Origin of the sequence: Cupriavidus sp. USMAA2-4 (genome assembly GCF_001854305.1) — a bacterium.
In the GTDB taxonomy this organism is placed as follows: Bacteria; Pseudomonadota; Gammaproteobacteria; order Burkholderiales; family Burkholderiaceae; genus Cupriavidus; species Cupriavidus malaysiensis.
Genome location: NZ_CP017748.1, coordinates 4024673 through 4046830, shown reverse-complemented (window position 1 = coordinate 4046830; position 22158 = coordinate 4024673). Strand labels below are relative to the sequence as shown.

Here is a 22158-nt window from a genome sequence, read left to right as displayed (position 1 = left end):
ACGCCGATGAGCCTGCTCCAGGACAGCCGCAGAATCGCCCATCTCGCAGCCCCGCTGCTGGTCGGCCAGCTTGCCGTGATCGCCTTCGGCGTGACCGACACGGTCATGTCCGGCCGCGCTTCGGCCGCCGATCTCGCTGCGGTCGGCTTGGGCGGCTCGATCTACATCACGATCTATATCAGCCTGATGGGCGTACTGCAGGCGCTGGCGCCGATCGCCGCCCAGCTCTATGGCGGTGGGCGCACGCAGGAGATCGGCATGGAAGTGCGCCAGGCGGCCTGGCTGGGCCTGGCCCTTGCCATTCCGGGGATACTGTTGCTGCTGCACCCCGAGCCACTGCTGGCGCTCGCCAAGGCACCTCCGGAACTCGTGGACAAGGCGACCGCTTACCTGCGCATCGCCGCCTTCGGCCTGCCTGCCGCGCTCGCCTTCCGCATCTATTCGGCCCTCAACAACGCCCTGTCCCGCCCGATCATGGTGACCGTGCTCCAGCTTGGCGGACTTCTGCTCAAGGTGCCGTTGAACGCCTGGTTCATCCATGGCGGCCTCGGCGTGCCGGCCATGGGGGGCCCGGGCTGTTCGCTGGCATCGACGCTGATCACCTGGGCCTGGTGCCTGGCCGCGCTCGGCATCCTCTACGCGGACGCCACCTACCGGCCGATCGAGATCTTCCGCCACTGGAGCTGGCCCTCGGCGCATCATATCCGCGCGCTGCTTCGCCTCGGCATTCCGATGGGCCTGACCTACCTGATCGAGATCACGTCATTCACGCTGATGTCGATCTTCATCACCCGCATGGGCACGGTGATGCTGGCCGGACACCAGATCATCGCCAACCTGAGCGCGGTCGCCTACATGGTGCCGCTGTCCCTGGCCATCGCCACTTCCACCCTCGTCGCGCAGGCGATCGGTGCACGCGACCGGGCCGGCGCGCGCCAGCTTGCCTGGAGCGGCATCCGCCTCGCCGCCACGCTCGCGCTGCTTTGCGGCACACTGCTCTGGCTGCTGCGCAGGAGCGTGCTCCACGCCTATACCGAAGATCCGGGCGTCATTGCCGCAGCCCTGCCACTGGTCGCGCTGATCGCCCTTTACCAAGCGTTCGACGCCGTGCAGGTAATGACCGCCTTCATCCTGCGCGCCTACAAGATCGCGCTGATCCCGACCGTCATCTATGCCGCGTCGCTGTGGGGCGTGGGACTCGGCGGCGGCTACCTGCTGGGATTCGGAATGATCGACGGGTTACCGGACTTCACGCGCGGACCGGCAGGCTTCTGGATGGCCAACAGCATCAGCCTGGCTCTCGCCGCGATGCTGCTGGTGCGCTACTTCATGCACATCAGCCGCGTCGAATCGCGCTGACACCGATCCCCCCTCCTGAGCACGCGCCCGCCCATGCCCCTCCCGGCTTGCGGCAAGGACACGCCAGTCCAGTAGGCACCTCCTGGCCAGCGGTCACGGAGGATCGACCACTCTCTCGCTCGGCGCAATCCGCCGGACCAAACGACGAATGCCGGCCGTACGCCACCGGCCAGGCGCGGCCGGCCCGTATGTCCTGATGGACTCCAGCTGACAGCAACGGGAATACGTGAGGAGAAAGAGAGGGGAGAAAGAGAGGGGGAAAGGAAGCCGGCGACAAACGCGGCAGGGAGAGGAAAAGCGGACGATAGAAAAAGAAAAACCCGCATGGCATGACCATGCGGGTTCAGATTTGGCGGAGTGGACGGGACTCGAACCCGCGACCCCCGGCGTGACAGGCCGGTATTCTAACCGACTGAACTACCACTCCTTAGTCGGCTCATCGAAGCTTTACTGGCTTCGATAAACTAGGCGTTTGATTACGCCCATTTTTTGGCGTCCCCTAGGGGATTCGAACCCCTGTACTCACCGTGAAAGGGTGATGTCCTAGGCCTCTAGACGAAGGGGACAGAAACTCGTTTAGTTACTCGTTTCGTCCGACAGATAATCAACCTTCCGATTATCCATCTTTTTGATCCACCCATCTCGCAACGTGTGGATCGGCATTTTGGTGGAGCTAAGCGGGATCGAACCGCTGACCTCTTGCATGCCATGCAAGCGCTCTCCCAGCTGAGCTATAGCCCCATGGTACTGCTATTTACTGCTTGCTGCGCTTCGCCTTTGTTTCATCGTTTCCAGCGAAGACAACATTTTATATCAATCTCGCTTTTTTGCAAGCCCCTTTTTTAACTTTTTTTCGTGATCCGCATTTTGCGGTGTTTGCTGCCATACTGCTCAGCACCCTATCACGAAGACCCGTTTTACCGAATCAGTCAGCCCGCTTGGTTTTGAACAGCGCTGCAGGGAGAACGAGATTATGCGCAAGTCCAGGCAGGAATGCAAGCCCCTGCCGGGACTTTTTTCTCAATACCTTGAGCGGCCAGATCAGGCGGCCAGGCCGGCGCCGATCCGGCGCAGTACCGTCTCGCGCCCGAACAATTCCAGCACCGCGTCGATACTGGGCGTCTGCAGCTGCCCGGCCACCAGCAGGCGCACCGGCATCGCCAGTTTCGGCATCTTCAGGCTGAATTCAGCCAGCACCGCCTTGAACGCCGCGCCGATCGCTTCGCGCTTCCACTCCGGCAGCGCCGCCAGGTGCGTGGCAAGGGCCTGCAGGGCGGGGATGGTTTCGGCGCTCAGGTGTTCGGCCTTGAGTGCCGCGTCCGGCTGCGGCTCGCCCCGATAGAACAACAGCGCGGTCTGGGCGACCTCCTTCAGCGTGTTGGCGCGATCCTTGACCAGGGCCACCACAGCCGCCAGGTCGGCACCTTCGACCGTAGCGCCCATCGCCTCGATGAAGGGGCGGGTCAGTTCGGCCAGACGCGCATTGTCACCCACCTTGATGTAGTGATTGTTCAGCCAGGCCAGCTTCTCCGGGTTGTACTGCGCCGGCGACTTGCCAAGATGCTCGAGGTCGAACCACTCGACGAACTGCTCGCGCGAGAAGATCTCCGCGTCGCCGTGCGCCCAGCCCAGGCGTGCCAGGTAGTTCAACACGGCTTCCGGCAAGTAGCCCTCGTCGCGGTAGCCGGTCACGCTCATTGCACCATGACGCTTGCTCATCTTCTCACCCTGCTCGTTGAGCACGGTAGGCAGGTGCGCATAGACCGGCGGCGTGCCGCCGAGGGCGCGGATGATGTTGATCTGCCGCGGCGTGTTGTTGACATGGTCGTCGCCGCGGATCACGTGGGTGATACGCATATCGAGATCGTCCACCACCACGCAGAAGTTGTAGGTCGGCGTACCGTCCGGGCGCGCGATCACGAGGTCGTCAAGCTCCTCGTTCGAGATCTCGATCCGCCCCTTGACCGCATCGTCCCAGCAGACCGCCCCTTCCAGCGGATTGCGGAAGCGCAGCACCGGTTGCACGCCGGCCGGGGGGGCGGGCAGCACCTTGCCCGGTTCGGGACGCCAGAAGCCGTTGTAGCGCGGCTTCTCCCCACGCTCGCGCTGCGCCTCACGCAGCGCGTCGAGTTCGGCGGTGCTCATATAACAGGGATAGGCCAGTCCTGCGTCGACCATCTGCTTGAGCACCTCGCGGTAGCGGTCCATCCGCTGCATCTGGTAGAACGGGCCTTCGTCGATGTCCAGGCTCAGCCACTCCATGCTCTCCAGGATCACGTCGACCGCCTCCTGCGAGGAGCGCTCGACGTCCGTATCCTCGATGCGCAGGATGAAGTCCCCTTTCATACGACGGGCAAAGGCCCAGGGGTAGAGCGCGGAGCGGATGTTGCCGAGATGGATGAAACCGGTCGGGCTCGGCGCGAAGCGGGTGCGGACGCGTTGTGTCATGTGGGAGAAAAAGACGGAAACGCCCGCACGCGCGGGCGAACGGGCTATCGGAGGGAAGCCCGCATTATAGCAAGCAGGCCTTGCGCCCTCCCCGGCGCCGACCGCCGGCACGGCGCTCCCACAAGGAATCATTTATGCTAGCGCCGGTCTCAATCTGGAACCGGCGGCCGGCAGCCGCTGGCGGTGCCCGATGCACCACACGATCCGCGTTGCGTAGCGCCGGACGTGCTCGCCGCCCTTCTATCCGCATCCGTTTCATGCAAAGACGCAGTTTTCTCGGCGCCGGTGCGGCCGCCCTGCTGGCCGCCTGCTCCTTCGGGCCCAAGCCCTCGACCATGCCCTCGGTCGGTAGTCCCGCTCCCGCCGGCCAGGCCACCTCGACACCGCCAGCCGTGCCGCCGCGCCCCCTGCGCATCGGACTGGCCCTCGGCGGCGGCGCCGCACGCGGCTTCGCCCATATCGGCGTGATCAAGGCGCTGGAAGCGCAGGGCATCCGCGCCGACCTGATCGCAGGCACCAGTGCCGGCGCCGTGGTGGCCGCCCTTTATGCCACCGGCATGAGCGGCTTCGAACTGAACAAGCTGGCCCTGCACATGGACGAAGCGACCATTGCCGACTGGGCCCTGCCCTTCGGCACCCGCTTCGGAGGGTGGATCAAGGGCGAAGCCCTGCAGAACTACGTCAACCGGCTGGTCGGCAATCGCCCCATCGAGGCGATGAAGGTTCCGCTCGGCATCGTGGCCACGGACCTGAAGACCGGCCAGCCAATCCTGTTCCGACGCGGCAACACCGGCCAGGCCGTGCGCGCCTCGAGCAGTGTGCCGGGTGTGTTCCGGCCGGTGACGATCCAGGGTCATGACTATGTCGACGGCGGGCTCGTCGAACCGGTACCGGTGGACTCCGTGCGCAGCATGGGGGCCGACTTCGTCATCGCCGTGAACATCTCCGCCGACCCGTCCAGCCAGAACAGCGACGGCCAGAGCGGCGTGCTGCTGCAGACCACGGCCATCATGGGCCAGACCATCAACCGCCAGGCCCTGGCGCGCGCCGACATCGTCATCCGCCCCAACCTTCCCGATATGAGCGGCAGCGATTTCGCCGCGCGCAACCGCGCGATCCTGGCCGGGGAACAGGCTGCAGCGGCCGCCATGCCGACCCTGCGCGCCAAGCTCGAGCAAGCGCGAAACCACGCATCGGGAACGGTGGCAGCACAATAGCCACCACGCTGGCCTCGCCTTCCCGGCCAACCGGCCGGACCAACAAAAAAGGACTGCCGGAGCAGTCCTTTTTCATGGTGGCGCGTGCAGGTCAGCCGCCGTAGAGCGAGCGTCCACTGGCATTAGGATCGAAGCGCTTGAGCGTCTCGACCATATTGCCAAGGTTGTCAGCCCCGCCCGATGTGCGCAGCACGCTGACGTCGTCGATGCGGCGCGCGCCGTTGTAGCGCGTCACCCAGTAGCTGGCGCGCATGTCGTCGACACGGATCTTGCTGCCGGTGGACGGCGCATGGACAAACTTGTTGTCACCGATGTAGATGCCGACATGCGAGAAGGTGTGGCGCATGGTGTTGAAGAACACCAGGTCGCCCGGCCGCAGGTCGTTGGCCGCCACAGTGGTACCGACCTGGCTCATCTCCACCGAACGGCGCGGCAGCATGAAGCCGAAGGTGTCGTTGAAGACGTAGCGCACGAAACCGCTGCAGTCCAGGCCGGACTCGGGGCTGTTGCCGCCGAAGCGGTAGCGCACGCCGATCAGGCCCAGCGCATTCATCACCAGGTCGCCGGCCTTGCTGGCGACGTTGCTGGTGGAGTTCATGACAGAGGACAGCAGGCTGCGCTTACCTTCCGCCGGCTGGTCTGCGCTCAACTCGGCGCGTGCGTCGATGCGGGCATCCGGGTCCTTGAACACGGTGTCCGCCAGCACTCCATTCGACAGAGTCGCACCGCAGGCAATGGCAATTCCAACGGCGGCGCGCGCCAGGGAATGAAGTACCGTTCGCTGCATTGGTTCTCCTGAATTGATTATTCGTCGGGCAGCGCCGAAAAACGCCGCCAGACCCCCATTTGACCCGGGATGGCTCTAATGCGAAAACGAAGCTGACGCAAGAAGCGGGCCCGTTACCAGGCACCAACTCTGTGCAGGAACGCAGGCCCGGATGTCAGACAACCGCCAGCAGGCCACCCCCGAAAAAACCTCTCGCGGGATGGTATAAGGTTGTCATTGACATGTCAAAGTTCGTTACAAATTCCCCGGTTTTTCCTTGCGAATCAAGATGATAAGACAAGACTCGCATCTACTTTCTCGGAAATTTCATGACGTGCGTATGAAACCAGACAACGCGCCCGGATAATCGCCGCACCGCAACAGATCACATCCCGCCGATCGCCGCTGCCGCCATCAGCTTGCAGGTGTAGGGATGCTGTGGCGCACCAAGCACAGCCTCGGTTTCGCCCGACTCGACCACCTCCCCCGCCTTCATCACCAGCACGCGATGCGCCATCGCGCGGATCACGGCAAGGTCGTGGCTGATAAAGAGATAGCTGAGGTTGTATTTATGCTGCAGCTGCGCCAGCAGCGTCAGCACCTGCTGCTGGATCGACACATCGAGTGCCGAAGTCGGCTCATCCAGCACCAGCACCTGCGGCTTCAGGATCAGCACCCGCGCAATGGCGATGCGCTGGCGCTGACCGCCGGAGAATTCGTGCGGATAGCGCCCCAGCGCGGTGCGCTCGAGCCCGACTTCGCGCAAGGCCTCGATCACCTGCTGGCGCGTCGCCTCCGCCGACAAGCCCGGCTGGTGCAGGCTCAACCCCTCGCCGACGATCTGTTCGATGGTCATGCGTGGCGACAGCGAGCCGAAGGGATCCTGGAACACCACCTGCAGGCGCGAACGCATCTGGCTGCGCTCGCGGCGGGTCATCCGCTCGAGGCCGCGCCCAAGGAATTCGATATCCCCCCCGCTCTTGCCTTGCAAGGCCAGCACCGAATGAACCAGCGTGGTCTTGCCGGAGCCCGACTCGCCGACGATGCCGAGGGTCTCGCCTTCGCGCAACTGGAAATCGACGTGCTTGACCGCCGAGAAGCGCTCCTTGCCGAACCAGCCCTTGAATCCGGCACGCTTGCGCGCATAGTCCACGCTAAGCCCGCGCGCCTCGAGCAGGACCGGCGCCAGCGGCACCAGCGGCATCACGTCGCGGCGGGGCCGGCTGTCGATCAGCCGGCGGGTGTAGGGGTGCTGCGGGGCTGCGAACACCGTTGCCGTCTCCCCCAGTTCGACCAGCACGCCCTTTTCCATCACGCCGACCCGCTGCGCGAACGAGCGCACCAGGTTCAGGTCGTGCGTGATCAGCACCACCGTCATGCCGAACTCGGCCTGCAGATCGCGCAGCAACTCCAGGATCTGGGCGCGGATGGTCACGTCAAGCGCCGTGGTCGGCTCGTCGGCCAGCAACAGCTTGGGCCGGCATGCCAGCGCCATGGCGATCATCGCGCGCTGCCGCTGGCCGCCCGACAACTGGTGCGGGAAGCTGTTGAACTTGTGCTCCGCATCGGCAATGCCGGTCCGCTCGAGCAGGGCGATCGCGCGCTGGCGCGCCGCGCGGCGATCCAGTCCCTCGTGCAGCGTCAAGGTCTCCACGATCTGGTTGCCGATCGTATAGAGCGGGTTCAGGGCCGTCATCGGCTCCTGGAAGATCATGGCGATCTCGGCGCCGCGGATCGCGCGCACTTCGCGGTCCGACATGCTCAGCAGGTCCCGTCCTTCGAAGCGGATGGCACCGTCGTAGTAGGCATCCTCGACCAGCCGCAGCATGGCCAGCGCGGTTACCGTCTTGCCCGAGCCCGACTCGCCCACCAGTGCGAAGCGCTCGCCGGCACGCAGGTCGAAGCTGACCTCGCGCACCGCGCGCGTGGCGTGCTCGCCATGACCGAAGGTCACCGAAAGGCGGTCCACGCACATCAGCGTGGAACCCTCAGCCGTGGTCCGGGCCGGACGCTGCTTCTTCTCCATCACCACGCTCATCGTGCCACCTCCGCGGTGACGGGAGCCGGCACCTTGGGCTGGACACGGCCGCGCAAGGCGGCCATGCCCAGGCGCTGATCGAAGGCGTCGCGCAGCGCATCGCCCATGAAGGTCAGCAGCAGCAGCGTCACCACCAGCACGGCGAAGGTGAACAGAGAGATCCACCAGGCGTCGAGATTTGCCTTGCCCTGCGCCAGCAGCTCGCCCAGGCTGGGGGTGCTCGGCGGCACTCCCAGCCCGAGGAAGTCGAGGCTGGTCAGCGCCAGGATGGCCGCGCTCATGCGGAACGGCAGGAAAGTGATCACCGGCGTCAGGCTGTTGGGCAAGATGTGGCGCCACATGATCTGCACGTTCGACAAACCCAGCGCGCGCGCCGACTTGACATAGTCGAGCGAGCGGTTGCGGTAGAACTCGGCGCGCACGTAGTCCGACAGCCCCATCCAGCCGAACAGCGACAGCAGGATGATCAGCAGCGCCAGGCTTGGCTGGAAGATCGAGGCGAAGATGATCAGCAGGTAGAGTTCCGGCATCGAGCTCCAGATCTCGATCAGACGCTGCGAGACCAGGTCGAAGCGCCCGCCGAAGAACCCCATCAGGGCGCCGGTCAGGGTGCCGACCAGCACGCCGATGACGGTCAGCGCCACACCGAACAGCACCGACACGCGGAAACCGTACAGCAGCCGCGCCAGCACGTCGCGCCCGCGGTCGTCGGTACCCAGCCAGTTCTCGGCCGAGGGCGGCGCGGGATTCGGCTCCTTGGCGAAGTAGTTGAGCGTCTCGTGCGAATACCGGTTGGGCGGGAAGACGGCGAAGTTGTCGCCGCTGGTCAGCTTGTCCAGGATATAGGGATCGAGATAGTCCGCTGGCGTGGGGAAATTGCCGCCGAAGGTGGTCTCGGGATAAGTCTTGACGATGGGGAAATACCACTGACCCTGGTAGCGCACCAACAGCGGCCGGTCATTGGACAGCAACTCCGCGCCCAGGCTGACCGCCACCATCAGCAGGAACAGGATCAGGCTCCAGTAGCCCAGGCGGTTGCGCCGGAAGCGTTGCCACGCGCGCTGGCGCGGCGACAGGGAATGCGGCAGGCCGCTGGCCGGCATGCGGGAGAGAGACATCATCGGTGCATCGCCTCGAAGTGGATGCGCGGGTCGACCATCACGTAGCAGACATCCGAGATCAGCCGCGTGACCAGGCCGATCAGGGTGAACAGGTAGAGCGTGCCCAGCACCACCGGGTAGTCGCGGCGCAGCACGGCCTCGTAGGACAGCAGGCCGAGGCCGTCCAGCGAGAACAGGGTCTCGATCAGCAGGGAGCCGGTGAAGAAGGCGCCGATGAAGGCGGCCGGGAAACCCGTCACCAGCGGGATCAAGGCGTTACGGAAGATATGCTTCCACAGCACCCTGCCCTCGGCCAGGCCCTTGGCGCGCGCCGTCAGCACATACTGCTTGCGGATTTCCTCCAGGAAGGCGTTCTTGGTCAGCATGGTCACCACGGCGAAGCTGCCGACCACCGAGGCCGTGATCGGCAGCACCAGGTGCCACAGGTAGTCCGTCACCTTGCCCAGCAGCGAAAGCTGGTCCCAGTTGTCCGAGGTCAGGCCGCGCAGCGGGAACCACTGCACGAAAGTGCCGCCACCGAACAGTACCAGCAGCAGCACCCCCAGCACGAAACCGGGGATGGCATAGCCGACCAGCACGATCATGGTGGTCACCACGTCGAAGCGGCTGCCCGCCCGGATCGCCTTCGAGATGCCGAGCGGCACCGATATCAGGTAGGTCAGGAAAAACGTCCACAGACCGATGCTGATCGACACCGGCAGTTTGGATTTGACCAGTTCCCAGACGCTGCGGTGCTGGTAGTAACTCTGGCCCAGATCGAAGCGGGCGAAGCGCTTGAGCATCAGGAAGTAGCGCTCCAGTGGCGGCTTGTCGAAGCCGTACAGCGCCTGGATCTCCTTGATCCGCTCGGGGCCCAGGCCGTGCCGGCCGCGGTATTCCGCCCCCCCGCCGCTGGCTTCGCCACTACCGCCGGCCCGCCCCTTCATCTCCAGCATCATCTGCTCGACCGGGCCGCCCGGCACGAACTGGACGACGACGAAGGTCAGGGTCACCACCCCGATCAGCGTCGGGATCATCAGCAGGATGCGCTTGAACAGATAGGCGAGCATACGTCTCCTTGTCGCTTCCGGGTCGCCTACTTCGTCTGCGCCTGGGCTTTCGCGGGCGCCAGGTCATTGCGCCACCAGTTGCTGAGGATCCAGCCTTCCGCCGTATAGTACGCCGGCAGGCGCTGGGGGTATGACAATTCCTTGCGGTAGGCCACACGATGGTAGGCGCTGAACCAGTGCGGAATGATGTAGTAGCCGTGCATCAGCACGCGGTCCAGCGCACGGCAGGCGTTGATCAGTTCCTCGCGCGTGCGCGCATGCAGCACGTTGTCGACCAGCTTGTCGACCGGGGGCGACTTCAGGCCGAACAGGTTGTCCGAGCCCGGCGTGCCGGCTGCCTCACTGGAAAAGCGGTCGCGCAACTCGTTGCCCGGGCTCTGCGAATCCGGATAGCGGATCGACACCATGTCGAAGTCGAAGTCTTCCAGCCGCTTCTGGTAGAGCGCGAAGTCCGTGGTGCGCTGGTCGACCTGGATGCCGAGCTTCTCCAGATTGCGCACGTAGGCCGTGATGACGCGGCTCATGGCGCCGCCGTCGTCGAGGAACTCGAAGGAGAAGGCCTCGCCCTTGGCATTGCGCAGCGCACCATCGGAATAGGTCCAGCCGGCCTGGGCCAGCAGGCGCTGCGCCAGGCGCAGGTTGTCGCGCAGCGAACGCGGCGGGTTGGTGGTCGGCTGGGCCACGATCTGGCCGAAGACTTCCGGCCCCAGCTGCCTGCGCAGCGGATCCAGCAGACCGAGCTCTCCGGGCGTGGGACGCCCGTCGAAGGTCGAGGCGGCAGCCAGGTCGGTATTGGAGAACCAGCTGTCGAGCCGGCGGTAGGCGCCGTAGAACAACTGGCGGTTCAGCCATTCGAAGTCCAGCGCCAGCGACAGCGCCTGGCGCACCCGCACATCTTGGAACATCGGCTTGCGCATGTTCATGACGAAGCCCTGCATGCCGGCGCCATTGTGGTGCGGGAATTCGGTCTTCGCCAGTTCGCCGTTGTCGAAGCGCTTGCCCACGTAGCTCTTGGCCCAGTTCTTGGCGCGATACTCGACGATGGCATCGAACTCGCCGGCCTTGAATGCCTCCAGGCGGGCCGTCTCGTCCTTGTAGAGGCGGTAGACCACGCGGTCGAAGTTGAAGGTGCCGCGGCGCACGGCAAGATCCTTGCCCCAGTAACTGGGATCGCGCCGGTAGATGATGCCGCGTCCGGCATCGTAGCGCTCGATCAGGTAGGGACCGCTGGTGACGGGGGCCTCGAAGGTGATGTCGGCAAAAGACGCCTTTTCAGTCCACTTCTTCGAGAACACCGGCAGCGACCCGACGATCAGCGGCAACTCCTGGTTGTGCTGCTTGAAGTCGAAGCGCACGGTGCTCGGCCCGAGCACCACCACGCCCTTCACGTCTTCGCACATGCTGCGGTAGCCCGGGCTGGCGGACTTGCTCATCAGCATGTCGTAGGAGTACTTCACGTCGGAGGCGAGCACCGGGTCGCCGTTCGAGAAACGCGCCTGGGGCCGCAGGTGGAAGGTGACCGAGAGTTGGTCGGGCGCCATCGTCACGTCGTCGGCCAGCAGCCCGTAGGCGCTCGCGGTTTCATCGGCGCTGGCGATCAACAGCGACTCGAACATCAAGGCATTCAGCCCTGGCGCTGCCGTGCCCTTCAGCGTGAACGGATTGAACTTGTCAAAGCTGGTACGCCGGTCCGGGTTGGCCAGCGTCAGCGTGCCGCCCCGCGGCGCCGCGGGATTGGCGTAGTCGAAATGAGTGAAATCCGGACCGTACTTGAGGTCCCCGTACTGGGCATAGCCATGCGCCGCCAGCACCGGCACCGCCTGCACTGCCAGCAGGAGCGCCAGCCCGCATCGTTTGACCGTACGGCCGAGGAAACGTCGTCCCGCCGCATCGAACGGCCAAGGTGCACGAATAGGCATCCCGCTGGGGTCCTCCACTAGGATCGCTGCGGCAGGGCATCTTCGGCCCCGCCAGTTATGAGACAATTTTACATGCGTTCGGCTGGCGCCCAGCCATCCGGACATTCCAGTACGCGGCCGTACAGGCCGCCCCCCCCCACACTCGGGCTGGCCGGTCCGCGCGCACCGCCCCGGTCGCCGCGCGGCGCGTACCGTGCAAAGAGTACAGCACAAAGCGTGCCCGGCCGAGACACCATCATGGAGAATCTATGGGATTTCTGGCAGGTAAGCGGATCCTGATCACCGGCTTGCTGTCGAACCGCTCGATCGCCTACGGCATCGCGTCGGCCTGCAAGCGCGAAGGCGCCGAGCTGGCGTTCACCTATGTCGGCGAACGCTTCAAGGACCGCATCACCGATTTCGCCAAGGAATTCGGTAGCGAACTGGTGTTTGAATGCGACGTCGGCAGCGACGAGCAGATCGCTGCCACCTTCGCCGCGCTCGGCCAGCACTGGCCGACCTTCGACGGGCTGGTCCACTCGATCGGCTTCGCGCCGCGCGAGGCGATCGCCGGCGACTTCCTGGAAGGCCTGTCGCGCGAGGGCTTCCGCGTCGCGCACGACATCTCCGCGTACAGCTTTCCGGCACTGGCGAAGGCCGCGCTGCCGCTGCTGTCGGACAAGGCCTCGCTGCTGACGCTGAGCTACCTCGGCGCGGAACGCGTGGTGCCCAATTACAACACGATGGGGCTGGCCAAGGCCTCGCTGGAAGCGAGCGTGCGCTATCTGGCGGCCTCGGTCGGCCCGCGCGGGATCCGCGCCAACGGCATCTCGGCCGGGCCGATCAAGACCCTGGCGGCTTCCGGCATCAAGGGCTTCGGCAAGCTGCTGAGCCATTTCGAGGATGCGGCACCGCTGCGCCGCAACGTGACCATTGAGGAAGTCGGCAATGTGGCCGCCTTCCTGCTGTCCGACCTGGCCAGTGGCGTGACCGGCGAGATCACCTATGTGGACGGTGGCTTCAACGTGATGGGCGCAAGCCTGCCTGCCGAAGAATGAGGCCGCGGCCCGCCCTGGCGGGCCGGCCAAGCCACCATGAGGGCACCGCGCGCAAGCCGGTGCCTTTTTTCCTTGCCCCGAAAGGCTCTTGCGTCGGGAATGCTTGCCGGAAGTATGCGCACGCGTCCTGCACGGCAGACGCGGCGCGAATGGCGAAGGATGATGATCGGTGGCGCGTCCTAGAGGATTCGAACCTCTGACCGCTCGCTTAGAAGGCGAGTGCTCTATCCAACTGAGCTAAGGACGCGAAGGGCAGCATTCTACCCCAGAGATACGTCGCCATGCGCGCGATGCACGCATGGCGGAAACCAGTTGCAGCGCTCAGTGCGGCGCCTTGTCGCGAGCGCGCACGAAACGCGGCAGCGAGTCCTGCGGCCGGCCGGCGTCGGACGCCACGCAATTGCGCCCCATTGTCTTGGCCTCGTAGAGTGCGCTGTCGGCGCGCCGCATCAGGGCATCGGGGCCCTCCCCCGGCCGCCGCTCGGCCATACCGACGCTGACCGTGTAATGGATGGCATCCGGCTCGGAAGGACAAGGCGTGCCGCGCACCAGCGTGCTCAGTTTCAAGGTTGCCGCCCGGCCGCGATCCAGTGAGGTGTTCGGCATCACGATACCGAACTCCTCTCCGTCCAGCCTGCCGACCACGTCCTCGGCGCGCACGCTGCGCGACAGCAAGCCGGCAAAATGCCGCAGGACGCCGTCGCCGGCAAGATGACCGTAGAGATCGTTGATCGCCTTGAAGTGATCGAGATCGACAAAGGCGACCGTCAGCGGCTGCCCCTTGCGCTCAGCCTGCTCGCAGGCCGCCTCGAAGTCCTCCCAGAAAGCGCCGCGCGTGAGTACCTGGGTCAGGTCATCATGGCGCGCGCGCTGCTCCAGCAAGCGACGCAGGCGATCGTATGCCATCAGCGCAAAGCTGATGGACAGGCCCGCGGCGGCAAAGACATGCAGCACGCCAAGACTGCCCGCCTCGACCGGCAAGAACAGGCGGCCATCCTGCGCGGCGGCATACGCTTGCAGCAAGCTGACCAGTGTCGATGCCAGTGCGATCAGTAGCAAGGACAAGGCCGCCAGCCGGCCGATACCACGCCTCCCGGCCACGCGCGCAAGCACGATCAGCGCCAGGCCCAGCGCGTAAACGGCGCCAGCCGCCGCGAGCCCGAGCAGCACCACATACTCCGGAGCACGTGATAACGTCATCCAGCCCACGGCCGCCAGGATGACCGCGTTCAGGGCCACCCAGATCCAGCCATGGCCGCGCTTGCCGAAAAAGCGCCGGGTCCCGTACAGCATGGCAGACAGCGCCAGCACCAGCATCAGTTCGGCCAGGCCCTGCGGGCTCCCTCCCGGCAGCCACTGGCGAGAAACCAGGGCCACGGCCGCCGCACACACGGCAAGACCGGCGGCCGCCCAGGGCTTCAGGCCGATACCGCCCATGCCGGGCGTGCGCAGCAACGCCAGGCACACGACGCCCATCTGCAGGCCGAACAGGCCGGCAATGAGCACGATCCACTGTGACTGAGACATGTTTTCCCGTTCCAAGTGCGAAGCTGCCACGCTTCCGGCGACGCCCGCCCCCCGCCGGACGCCGCTACCGGCGTGAGCCTCTGCACCGCAATGCCGCCACCTTCCCCCCGGGTAAGCCGCACCGGGTGGGTGGCGTGCCGGCGCGTCATGGCGCGCCGGTTCGTCTGGTTGGTCCGAGTCGCGACGATACGATGTGTCGGACGCCTGGCGTTGTCGTGGAACTCTCTATCTTGGTCCCTTCGCCAGCTTTTCCGCTCTCCGCGCAGCAGGACATCGCATCGCCGGCGCAGCGGTGTGCGGATTATGTCAGCGCCGGGGCCCAAGTCAAGCCATGCCGGCGGCGGCCTCGTAACGGCTGCCCACGCGATGCCGTCGAGATTCCCGGCAAGTGTCCCGCGCTCACCAGCGACATGGCAATTGACCGCCAGCCGAGCCGGAGGCTACAATTGCCGGCTTCGGGGCGTAGCGCAGCCTGGTAGCGCATCTGATTTGGGATCAGAGGGTCGCATGTTCGAATCATGTCGCCCCGACCAGTTTTATTGCAAATCAACGGCTTGTACCTGCTGGTACAAGCCGTTTTTGTTTGGTCGCCACCATGTTTGGTCGTTACCAAACACGACATGGCGCCCGGGAAGACATTGCCCTTGAGCAACTTGCTCGACCCATACCCCCAAAAGGAGTAACCCCAACGTCGGTAGGGGTACATTTGCACCGCTCGCATCGCAGAATGACGCTCGGCAACACACTCACACTCCCGTTGCCGTTTGGCGTGTAGGAGGCGTCACCCTCCTACACGACCTCTTTTCAGGCCGGCCTACCTTCAGGGCAATGACGTCAATGGCTCTCGGCGCTCGAGGTGCCAGTACGCCAGGGCGGCAACCAGCCCGAACACCGCATGCGCCAGCAAGCTCTCCAAGCCGCGCGCCTGATCGAACCAGTTGAAGTAGCGGGTAAAGACATAGAAGTTCAGCAGGTAGGCTCCCACGCCGAACAGCGCGCCGGACAGCGCGACCAGGCCCTGACCGGAATCCAGCCGGAAGGCGGCGATCAGCATGGCGAGCACCAGCGCCAGCACGATCGACAGGCCGAAGTGCACGATGGCGGCAGCCAGCACCACGATCCAACTGAACGCATCGGGCGAACTCAGCGCGCCGCTGCCGAGCATGATCGCCGCGACCATCTTGACCGTGTCCCAGGCCCCTCGATAGAGCACAAAGCGCGCCGCCAGCAATTCCATCACGACATAGACCACGCCAGCGGCAAGCCCCGCAAAGGCCGCTGCCCGCCAGTCCGGCATACGGTGGACGAAGCGGTGCGAATGCAGGTGCAGTTCCATATGAACCTCCTTGCTCGGCATCCCCCCGGGGACAGCACAGCGTGCGCACCTGCCACACCAACCCGGCTCGGCAAACGCGCCGCCCTCATAGATACATATAGGTCGCCGCGGGAAAATGCCAAGCGGCCGCTACCGCACCCCGGCAGCACGCCCGGCCGGCGCCCGGCAGCTGCTTGTTGCCGCGCACCAGTCCTATCGAGCCAGTCTCCGGCTTCGTGATACAATGTTGAATGGCGCCAGCATCAGGCGCAGCGTGCCCTGTCACCGGGCGCCCCCGCTGAAAACGACATCATCCCCACGGCGCGGCTGCGGCGAGCCAGCTTTGTTTCTTGCCCAGCAGCACCGTGCGCATTTCACGGCCGCGTCGGTACTGGACCCGGCCTGCAGGCTGGGGCAATTCCGCCCTTTTCTCGATTTCACGACACTCCGCGCTGCATGCGGGCGTTGCGCCGCGATGCGGCGGCTCGTGCCGATCGGGAAATCGCGGCATAGAATGCATTTCTCTCAACTCATGCGGCCCCATTGAGGCTGCGGAAAAGGAAAGACAGATTGGCTAAGGAAGAACTGATTGAATTTGGCGGCGTGGTGTCGGAAGCCCTCCCCGACAACCGCTATCGCGTCACGCTGGAAAACGGCGTCGAGATCTGGGCCTATGCGTCCGGCAAGATGCAGAAGCACCGCATCCGTATTCTCGCCGGCGATCGCGTGACCCTGGAAATGTCGCCATACGACCTGACCAAGGGTCGCATCAACTTCCGTCACAAGTCCTGATCCTTCGCCGGCGGGCGCTTCGTCCGGCACGTCGCCGGAGCAGCGCCCGCCAGCCTCAGGTTCAGCCGCGGGGCTTGCCGGCCGCGGGAAGGCGGTCGTGCGCCTTGCGCATGAGCGGCGGTTTCGCCATACTCGGCCGTTACGATCACAGCGCACGCCTGTCACGTCATGAACCTGATCCTGTGGCGCCATGCCGAGGCCGAAGAGGCCGCCGGCCCGCTGGGCCTCACCCGCAACGGCGACCTGCAGCGCGCACTGACGCGGCGGGGCCATCAGCAGGCGCAAGCCTGTGCGAAATGGCTGCGCGCGCATGCCGCACCCGGCATCCGCGTGCTCTGCAGCCCGGCAGTGCGCGCGCGCGAAACTGCCGCCGCACTGACGCCACAGCCCGAGATCGTGCGCGAACTGGTGCCCGGCGCCGACGTCAGCACCGTGCTTGCCGCGGTCGGCTGGCCGGAAGGCCCAGACACCATCGTGGTAGGGCACCAGCCTTGGCTCGGCCGCGTGGCCAGCTTGCTGCTGGCCGGCAGCGAGATGGACTGGAGCGTACGCAAGAGCGGCATCTGGTGGCTCGCAAGCCGGACCCGCGAAAACGAGGCGCAGGTCGTGTTACGCGCCGTGGTCAACCCCGAATTCCTCTGACCCGGCACCAGGGCGAGTGCATCGCCCGCCGCGCGATGCACTCCCGTGCACCGGAATTGCCTTCGGCCGGCGCCGCGTCACGCAACCGTCATTACCTCTTCACGGCGCTGTCACCCGGCCTCTCTACATTGCTTCGCAACAGTTACGTCATCGAAAGGACATACTGATGCGAGATCTGCCGACGCCGACCCAGCCGCTCTTCGACGCCTTGCCCAATGGCCTGAACGGCCAGACGGCGCGGAGGCGTCTTCATCGCCAACCGGATGCACCAGCGCATGAGCCGGCTGCTTTCAGCGTGGCGTGGGCGCGCCACCAGGACGAGGTAGTCGAAGCCCAACGGCTGCGCTACAAGGTTTTTGCGGAGGAAATGGGCGCGCGCCTGACCTCCACCGTGCCCGAGCTGGACGTCGACATGTTCGACGCCTATTGCGATCACCTGATCGTGCGCGACCAGACCACGCTCAAGGTGGTGGGCACCTATCGCGTGCTGCCGCCGCACCAGGCCAAGCGCATTGGCTGCCTGTACGCGGAATCGGAATTCGACCTGGTGCGCCTGGCCCACCTGCGCCCGAAGATGCTGGAACTCGGCCGCTCCTGCGTGCATCGCGACTATCGCTCCGGCAGCGTCATCATGGCGCTGTGGGGCGGGCTCGGCGAGTACCTGCAGCGCTGGGGAATCGAGTCGATGCTGGGTTGTGCGAGCGTGCCGATGAGCGATGGCGGCCACTATGCCGCCAGCTTGTACCGGCGCTTCGCCGAGCGCTCGCTGGCACCGATCGAGTACCATGCCTTCCCGCGCCTCCCGCTGCCGGTGGACGACCTGAACCAGGATCTGGACGTCGAGCCGCCCGCGCTGATCAAGGGCTACCTGCGCCTGGGCGCGCGTATCTGCGGCCTGCCCGCCTGGGATCCCGACTTCAACGTCGCGGACTTCCTGACCCTGCTGCGCGTGGCCGACATGAATCCGCGCTACGCCCGCCACTTCCTCGGCCTGAGCCGCTGAGCCGCGCACGGCCGGCCTGCGCATTCGGCAATGGACTCCGGACGAGCCTGAAACGGGCCCGTTGCGGGCCCCGGCACCCTGCCCCGGCGGCGGGTGCCGTGCTCAGGCGTAGACCACCTTGTAGCGCTTGCCCACCCGCTCCCACTCATCGGCCTCCTGAGCGAGGCTGTATTCGATCAGCGGATTGCCATCGATCCAGTCGCGCGGCAACCGCACCTCGAAACCTTCGTCGAGCGCATCGGCGCGCTGGCGCACGCGGATCTGCGGCAGCGGCGAGTCGGTACGCCGGCGGCACAGCACGAAGGCCAGGCGCAGGCTGAACAGCATGCGCCAGTCGAGGAAGCGTCCGCTGCCGGAGAGCTTGCCGAGCTTGCCCGCGTGCCCGAGCAGCAGCGCGGCCAGCCGCGCCTGGTCGGTCTTGGAGAAGCCGGGCATATCGGCGTGCGTGGCGATGTAGGCCGAGTGCTTGTGATAGCCACTGTGCGAGATCGACATCCCGATCTCGTGCAGGCTTGCCGCCCAGCCGAGCAGGGCGAGATTGTCCTCGCGGAGTTCGTCGGGCGGCTCGGGGAATTGCGCCAGCAGGCTCAGCGCGGCATTGCGCACGCGTTGGGCCTGCGCGCGGTCCACCGCATAACGGCGCATGAACTGGTCGACCGTGACGGTGCGCATGTCCTCGTGATGACTGCGGCCCAGCAGGTCGTAGAGCACCCCGAGGCGCAGCGCCCCGTCGGTGACATCCATGCGCTCGATGTCGAGTTCGGCGAACACGCCCAGCATGATCGCCAGCCCGCCCGGCAGCACCGGGATGCGGTCCGGCTTGAGCCCGGCCAGCTTGACCCGGTTGGCGTTCTCCGCCTTGACCAGTGCGCGCTTGAGCCGCTCCAGTCCCTCGCGGGTGATGCCGTGCTCGCCCGGGTTGTCGTTCATGCCGTTGAGCTCGATCAGTTCTGCCAGCGCGCGCGCCGTCCCCGAGGAACCGACCGCCTGCTGCCAGCCGGCGCCGCGATACTGGCGCACCAGCACCTGGATCTCGCGCCGCGCGGCCAGCTCGGCCTGCTTCATCGCGTAGTCGTCGACATTGCCGCTGGGGAAGAACTGCCGGCTGTGCGACACGCAGCCGATGTACAGGCTCTCCATCAGCTTGGGCTGGAAGCCGCTGCCGATGATGAACTCGGTCGAGCCGCCGCCGATATCGACCACCAGCCGGTTGCCCTGGCACGCCGGGGCATCGTGCGAGGCACCGAGGTAGATCAGGCGCGCCTCTTCGCGGCCGGCGATGACTTCGATCGGGAAGCCCAGCGCCGCCTCTGCCTCGATCAGGAATTCCGGCGCATTCTTCGCCACCCGCAGCGTATTGGTCGCCACCGCGCGCACCTGGCCGGGCGCGAAATCGCGCAAGCGGTCACCGAAGCGCCGCAACGCATCGACGCCGCGTCGCCGCGCGGGCTGGTCGAGATACTTGTCAGGGGTCAGGCCGGCTGCCAGCCGGACAGGCTCGCGCAGCGCGTCGACCTGGAAGATCTGACTCGCCGGACCCGATGCGGTCATGGTCTCGTCCACCCGCCCGATCATCAATCGGAAGCTGTTCGAACCCATGTCGACTGCGGCCAGCAAGCGTGGGGATTCATTCATCGTTGTGTGCGGAACTCAGATGTGGGATTCTCGGTGGCCCGGCAACCGGCGGCACTTGCGGCACCTTCCCTGTCCATGGCCCAATCCCTCAAAATATGTCTTGCTCATGACCGGAGCATGACAAAATCACAATGTCATCAAACTGACATGATTCTATGAAAAAGTCGCAGCATTACCAAAATAAGGTCATGCCAATGTCGACGACGCCGCCCGGTACGCTGCTCAACCGTGAGCTCGGCATCCTGGAATTCAACGCTCGTGTCCTGGCGCAGGCAGCAGATCCCAAGGTCCCGCTGCTGGAAAGACTGAAGTTCATCTGCATCGTATCCAGCAATCTCGACGAGTTCTTCGAGATCCGCATGGCGGGCCTCAAGGAACAGTTGCGCGACAACCCGTCCGGCATGACGCCCGACGGCCTCTCCTTCCAGCAGACCTACCAGCTCGTCACCGAACGCACCCAGCGGCTCGTCGGCATGCAGTATGACATGCTGCAGAGCGTGATTTTCCCACTGTTGGAGAAGGAAGGTGTCTTCTTCCACCTGACCGGCTCGTGGAATGACGCCCAGAGGACTTGGGCGCGCGATTTCTTCCTGCGCGAACTCGGCCCGGTGCTGACGCCGATCGCCCTCGACCCCGCCCACCCGTTCCCGCGCGTGCTCAACAAGAGCCTGAATTTCGTGGTCGAACTGTCGGGCACCGACGCCTTCGGCCGGGAGGCCGAGCTGGCCATCGTGCAGGCGCCGCGCGCCCTGCCGCGCGTGGTCAAGATGCCGGAATCGCTGTCCGGCTACCCCTTCGGCTTCGTGCTGCTGTCGTCCTTCATGCAAGGCTTCGTGCACGAGCTGTTTCCCGCCATCGAGGTGCACGGCTGCTACCAGTTCCGGGTGACCCGCAACTCGGACCTGTTCGTCTCGGAAGACGAGATCACCGACCTGCGCGAAGCGCTGCAGGGCGAGCTGCCGACACGGCACTTCGGCGACACGGTGCGGCTGGAAGTCTCATCCGACACCCCGCCGCAACTGGCACGCCGCCTGCTGCTGGAGTCCGGCCTGGGCGAGCAGGACCTGTACCGCGTCAGTGGCCCGGTCAACCTGGTACGGCTGATGCAGATCCCCGACCTGGTCGACCGCCCCGCGCTCAAGTTCCCTCCCCACGTACCGGCCGCCGTCAAGGCCTTCTCCGGTGGCGTCTCGATGTTCGACGCCATCCGCCAGCAGGACGTGCTGCTGCACCATCCATACGAGAGCTTCAGTTCGGTGCTCGACCTGTTGCAGCTTGCGGCCAACGATCCCGACGTGGTGGCGATCAAGCAGACGGTTTACCGTACCGGCAACGAGTCGCTGGTGATGGAAGCCCTGATGACTGCCGCTCGCAACGGCAAGGAAGTCACGGTGGTGGTGGAGCTGCTGGCGCGCTTCGACGAGGAGACCAATATCAACTGGGCGGAACGGCTGGAGAATGCCGGCGCCCACGTGGTCTACGGCGTGGTCGGACATAAGTGCCACGCCAAGATGCTGCTGATCGTGCGCCGCGAGCGCATCAAGTCCAAGGACCATAAGCTGCGCCGCTACGTGCACCTGGGCACCGGAAACTATCACCCGCGCACGGCCCGTCTCTACACCGACTTCGGCCTGCTGACGGCCGACGAGACCATCTGCGAGGATGTCCATCACGTCTTCCAGCTGCTGACCGGCACCGCTGGCAGCATCCGCCTCAACGAGCTCTGGCAGTCGCCTTTCACCATGCACGACCAGCTGGTGGAACACATCCGCGCCGAAGCCCGCAATGCCCGCGCCGGCAAGCGTGCCCGCATCATGGCGAAGATGAATGCGCTGCTGGAGCCATCGATCATCGACGAGCTGTACAAGGCGTCGCGCGCCGGCGTGAAGATCGATCTGATCGTGCGCGGCGTGTGCGCGCTGCGGCCCGGGGTGCCGGGGCTGTCCGAGAATATCAGCGTACGCTCGATCGTCGGCCGCTTCCTCGAGCACCACCGCGTCTATTACTTCCTGGCCGACGGCGAGGAGGTGGTCTACCTGTCCAGCGCCGACTGGATGGACCGCAACCTGTTCCGCCGTGTCGAAGTCGCTTTCCCTGTCAAGAACAAGGCGCTCAAGCAGCGCGTGATCCAGGAAAGCCTGCGCGTGCACCTGCGCGACAATGCCTCGGCCTGGATCATGCAGGGTGATGGCGAATACGTGCACAAGCAATCCAAGGCCAAGCTGCAGCACGTCAGCCAGACCGACCTGCTGGCGCTGTTCAGCAATCGCTGACCCCAGCTGAACCCGGA

The 22158-nt window shown here is 65.3% G+C and carries 16 protein-coding genes and 5 tRNA genes; 8 read left to right on the top strand and 13 right to left on the bottom strand.

Annotated features, from left to right (window positions below; all coding sequences use genetic code 11):
* Positions 1-6: 6 nt before the first annotated feature.
* Positions 7-1359, top strand: coding sequence for an MATE family efflux transporter (locus BKK79_RS18030; protein ID WP_071014036.1), 1353 nt, complete (start codon positions 7-9; stop codon positions 1357-1359).
* Positions 1360-1709: 350 nt separating this feature from the next.
* Here BKK79_RS18030 and BKK79_RS18025 read toward each other — a convergent pair.
* The 4 genes from BKK79_RS18025 to gltX form a co-directional block, all read right to left on the bottom strand.
* A tRNA-Asp gene (locus BKK79_RS18025) sits at positions 1710-1786 on the bottom strand.
* 63 nt (positions 1787-1849) lie between these two features.
* Positions 1850-1925, bottom strand: a tRNA-Glu gene (locus tag BKK79_RS18020).
* A 99-nt stretch (positions 1926-2024) separates the two neighbouring features.
* Positions 2025-2100 (bottom strand) — tRNA-Ala (locus tag BKK79_RS18015).
* A gap of 300 nt (positions 2101-2400) precedes the next feature.
* A complete protein-coding gene (gene gltX / locus BKK79_RS18010) occupies positions 2401-3807 on the bottom strand; it encodes a glutamate--tRNA ligase (protein WP_071038174.1) in 1407 nt (468 codons plus the stop codon).
* A gap of 257 nt (positions 3808-4064) precedes the next feature.
* Here gltX and BKK79_RS18005 point away from each other — a divergent pair, with 257 nt between their 5' ends.
* Positions 4065-5024: a patatin-like phospholipase family protein gene (locus BKK79_RS18005; RefSeq protein ID WP_071038173.1), complete on the top strand. Its 960-nt coding sequence runs from the start codon at positions 4065-4067 to the stop codon at positions 5022-5024.
* Positions 5025-5115: 91 nt separating this feature from the next.
* Here BKK79_RS18005 and BKK79_RS18000 read toward each other — a convergent pair whose 3' ends face one another.
* The 5 genes from BKK79_RS18000 to BKK79_RS17980 all read right to left on the bottom strand — a co-directional run bounded on the left by BKK79_RS18000 (position 5116) and on the right by BKK79_RS17980 (position 11917).
* Positions 5116-5811: a C40 family peptidase gene (locus tag BKK79_RS18000; RefSeq protein ID WP_071014045.1), complete on the bottom strand. Its 696-nt coding sequence runs from the start codon at positions 5809-5811 to the stop codon at positions 5116-5118.
* A gap of 364 nt (positions 5812-6175) precedes the next feature.
* On the bottom strand, positions 6176-7765 hold the full coding sequence (locus BKK79_RS17995) for an ABC transporter ATP-binding protein (protein ID WP_418235898.1): 1590 nt from the start codon (positions 7763-7765) through the stop codon (positions 6176-6178).
* Between the two features lie 59 nt (positions 7766-7824).
* The gene (locus tag BKK79_RS17990; RefSeq protein ID WP_071038172.1) at positions 7825-8949 is read right to left on the bottom strand and encodes an ABC transporter permease; all 1125 of its coding nucleotides are present in this window, start codon (positions 8947-8949) and stop codon (positions 7825-7827) included.
* Positions 8946-9998 carry a microcin C ABC transporter permease YejB gene (locus tag BKK79_RS17985; RefSeq protein WP_071014051.1) on the bottom strand — a complete coding sequence of 351 codons (1053 nt, stop codon included), beginning with the start codon at positions 9996-9998 and terminating at the stop codon, positions 8946-8948. Before BKK79_RS17985 ends, BKK79_RS17990 begins: the two co-directional genes overlap by 4 nt.
* 26 nt (positions 9999-10024) lie before the next feature.
* Positions 10025-11917, bottom strand: a complete 1893-nt coding sequence (locus BKK79_RS17980; RefSeq protein ID WP_071038171.1) for an extracellular solute-binding protein — start codon at positions 11915-11917, stop codon at positions 10025-10027.
* A gap of 248 nt (positions 11918-12165) precedes the next feature.
* On the opposite strand from BKK79_RS17980, the gene fabI reads away from it, so the two are divergent.
* Positions 12166-12954, top strand: coding sequence for an enoyl-ACP reductase FabI (gene fabI / locus BKK79_RS17975; protein WP_071014056.1), 789 nt, complete (start codon positions 12166-12168; stop codon positions 12952-12954).
* Between the two features lie 170 nt (positions 12955-13124).
* Here the strand turns inward: fabI and BKK79_RS17970 are convergent.
* Together BKK79_RS17970 and BKK79_RS17965 are read right to left on the bottom strand one after the other, a co-directional pair.
* A tRNA-Arg gene (locus BKK79_RS17970) sits at positions 13125-13201 on the bottom strand.
* A gap of 74 nt (positions 13202-13275) precedes the next feature.
* Positions 13276-14481 carry a GGDEF domain-containing protein gene (locus BKK79_RS17965; RefSeq protein ID WP_071038170.1) on the bottom strand — a complete coding sequence of 402 codons (1206 nt, stop codon included), beginning with the start codon at positions 14479-14481 and terminating at the stop codon, positions 13276-13278.
* A gap of 456 nt (positions 14482-14937) precedes the next feature.
* On the opposite strand from BKK79_RS17965, the gene BKK79_RS17960 reads away from it, so the two are divergent.
* Positions 14938-15014 (top strand) — tRNA-Pro (locus BKK79_RS17960).
* A 287-nt stretch (positions 15015-15301) separates the two neighbouring features.
* Here BKK79_RS17960 and BKK79_RS17955 read toward each other — a convergent pair.
* Entirely contained in the window at positions 15302-15817 is a 516-nt protein-coding gene (locus BKK79_RS17955; protein WP_071014061.1) for a hypothetical protein, read from the bottom strand.
* A gap of 549 nt (positions 15818-16366) precedes the next feature.
* Between BKK79_RS17955 and infA the strand changes: the two genes are divergently transcribed.
* The 3 genes from infA to BKK79_RS17940 all read left to right on the top strand — a co-directional run bounded on the left by infA (position 16367) and on the right by BKK79_RS17940 (position 18233).
* Complete coding sequence (infA, locus tag BKK79_RS17950; protein ID WP_008641674.1) at positions 16367-16588, top strand: translation initiation factor IF-1; 222 nt, start codon at positions 16367-16369, stop codon at positions 16586-16588.
* Between the two features lie 168 nt (positions 16589-16756).
* Positions 16757-17230: a SixA phosphatase family protein gene (locus BKK79_RS17945; protein WP_071014063.1), complete on the top strand. Its 474-nt coding sequence runs from the start codon at positions 16757-16759 to the stop codon at positions 17228-17230.
* A 166-nt stretch (positions 17231-17396) separates the two neighbouring features.
* Complete coding sequence (locus BKK79_RS17940; RefSeq protein ID WP_083384115.1) at positions 17397-18233, top strand: GNAT family N-acetyltransferase; 837 nt, start codon at positions 17397-17399, stop codon at positions 18231-18233.
* A 102-nt stretch (positions 18234-18335) separates the two neighbouring features.
* Here BKK79_RS17940 and ppx read toward each other — a convergent pair whose 3' ends face one another.
* Positions 18336-19868, bottom strand: a complete 1533-nt coding sequence (ppx, locus tag BKK79_RS17935) for an exopolyphosphatase (protein ID WP_071014068.1) — start codon at positions 19866-19868, stop codon at positions 18336-18338.
* Between the two features lie 155 nt (positions 19869-20023).
* Between ppx and ppk1 the strand changes: the two genes are divergently transcribed.
* Positions 20024-22141 carry a polyphosphate kinase 1 gene (ppk1, locus tag BKK79_RS17930; protein WP_084084772.1) on the top strand — a complete coding sequence of 706 codons (2118 nt, stop codon included), beginning with the start codon at positions 20024-20026 and terminating at the stop codon, positions 22139-22141.
* The last annotated feature ends 17 nt before the right edge of the window (positions 22142-22158 follow it).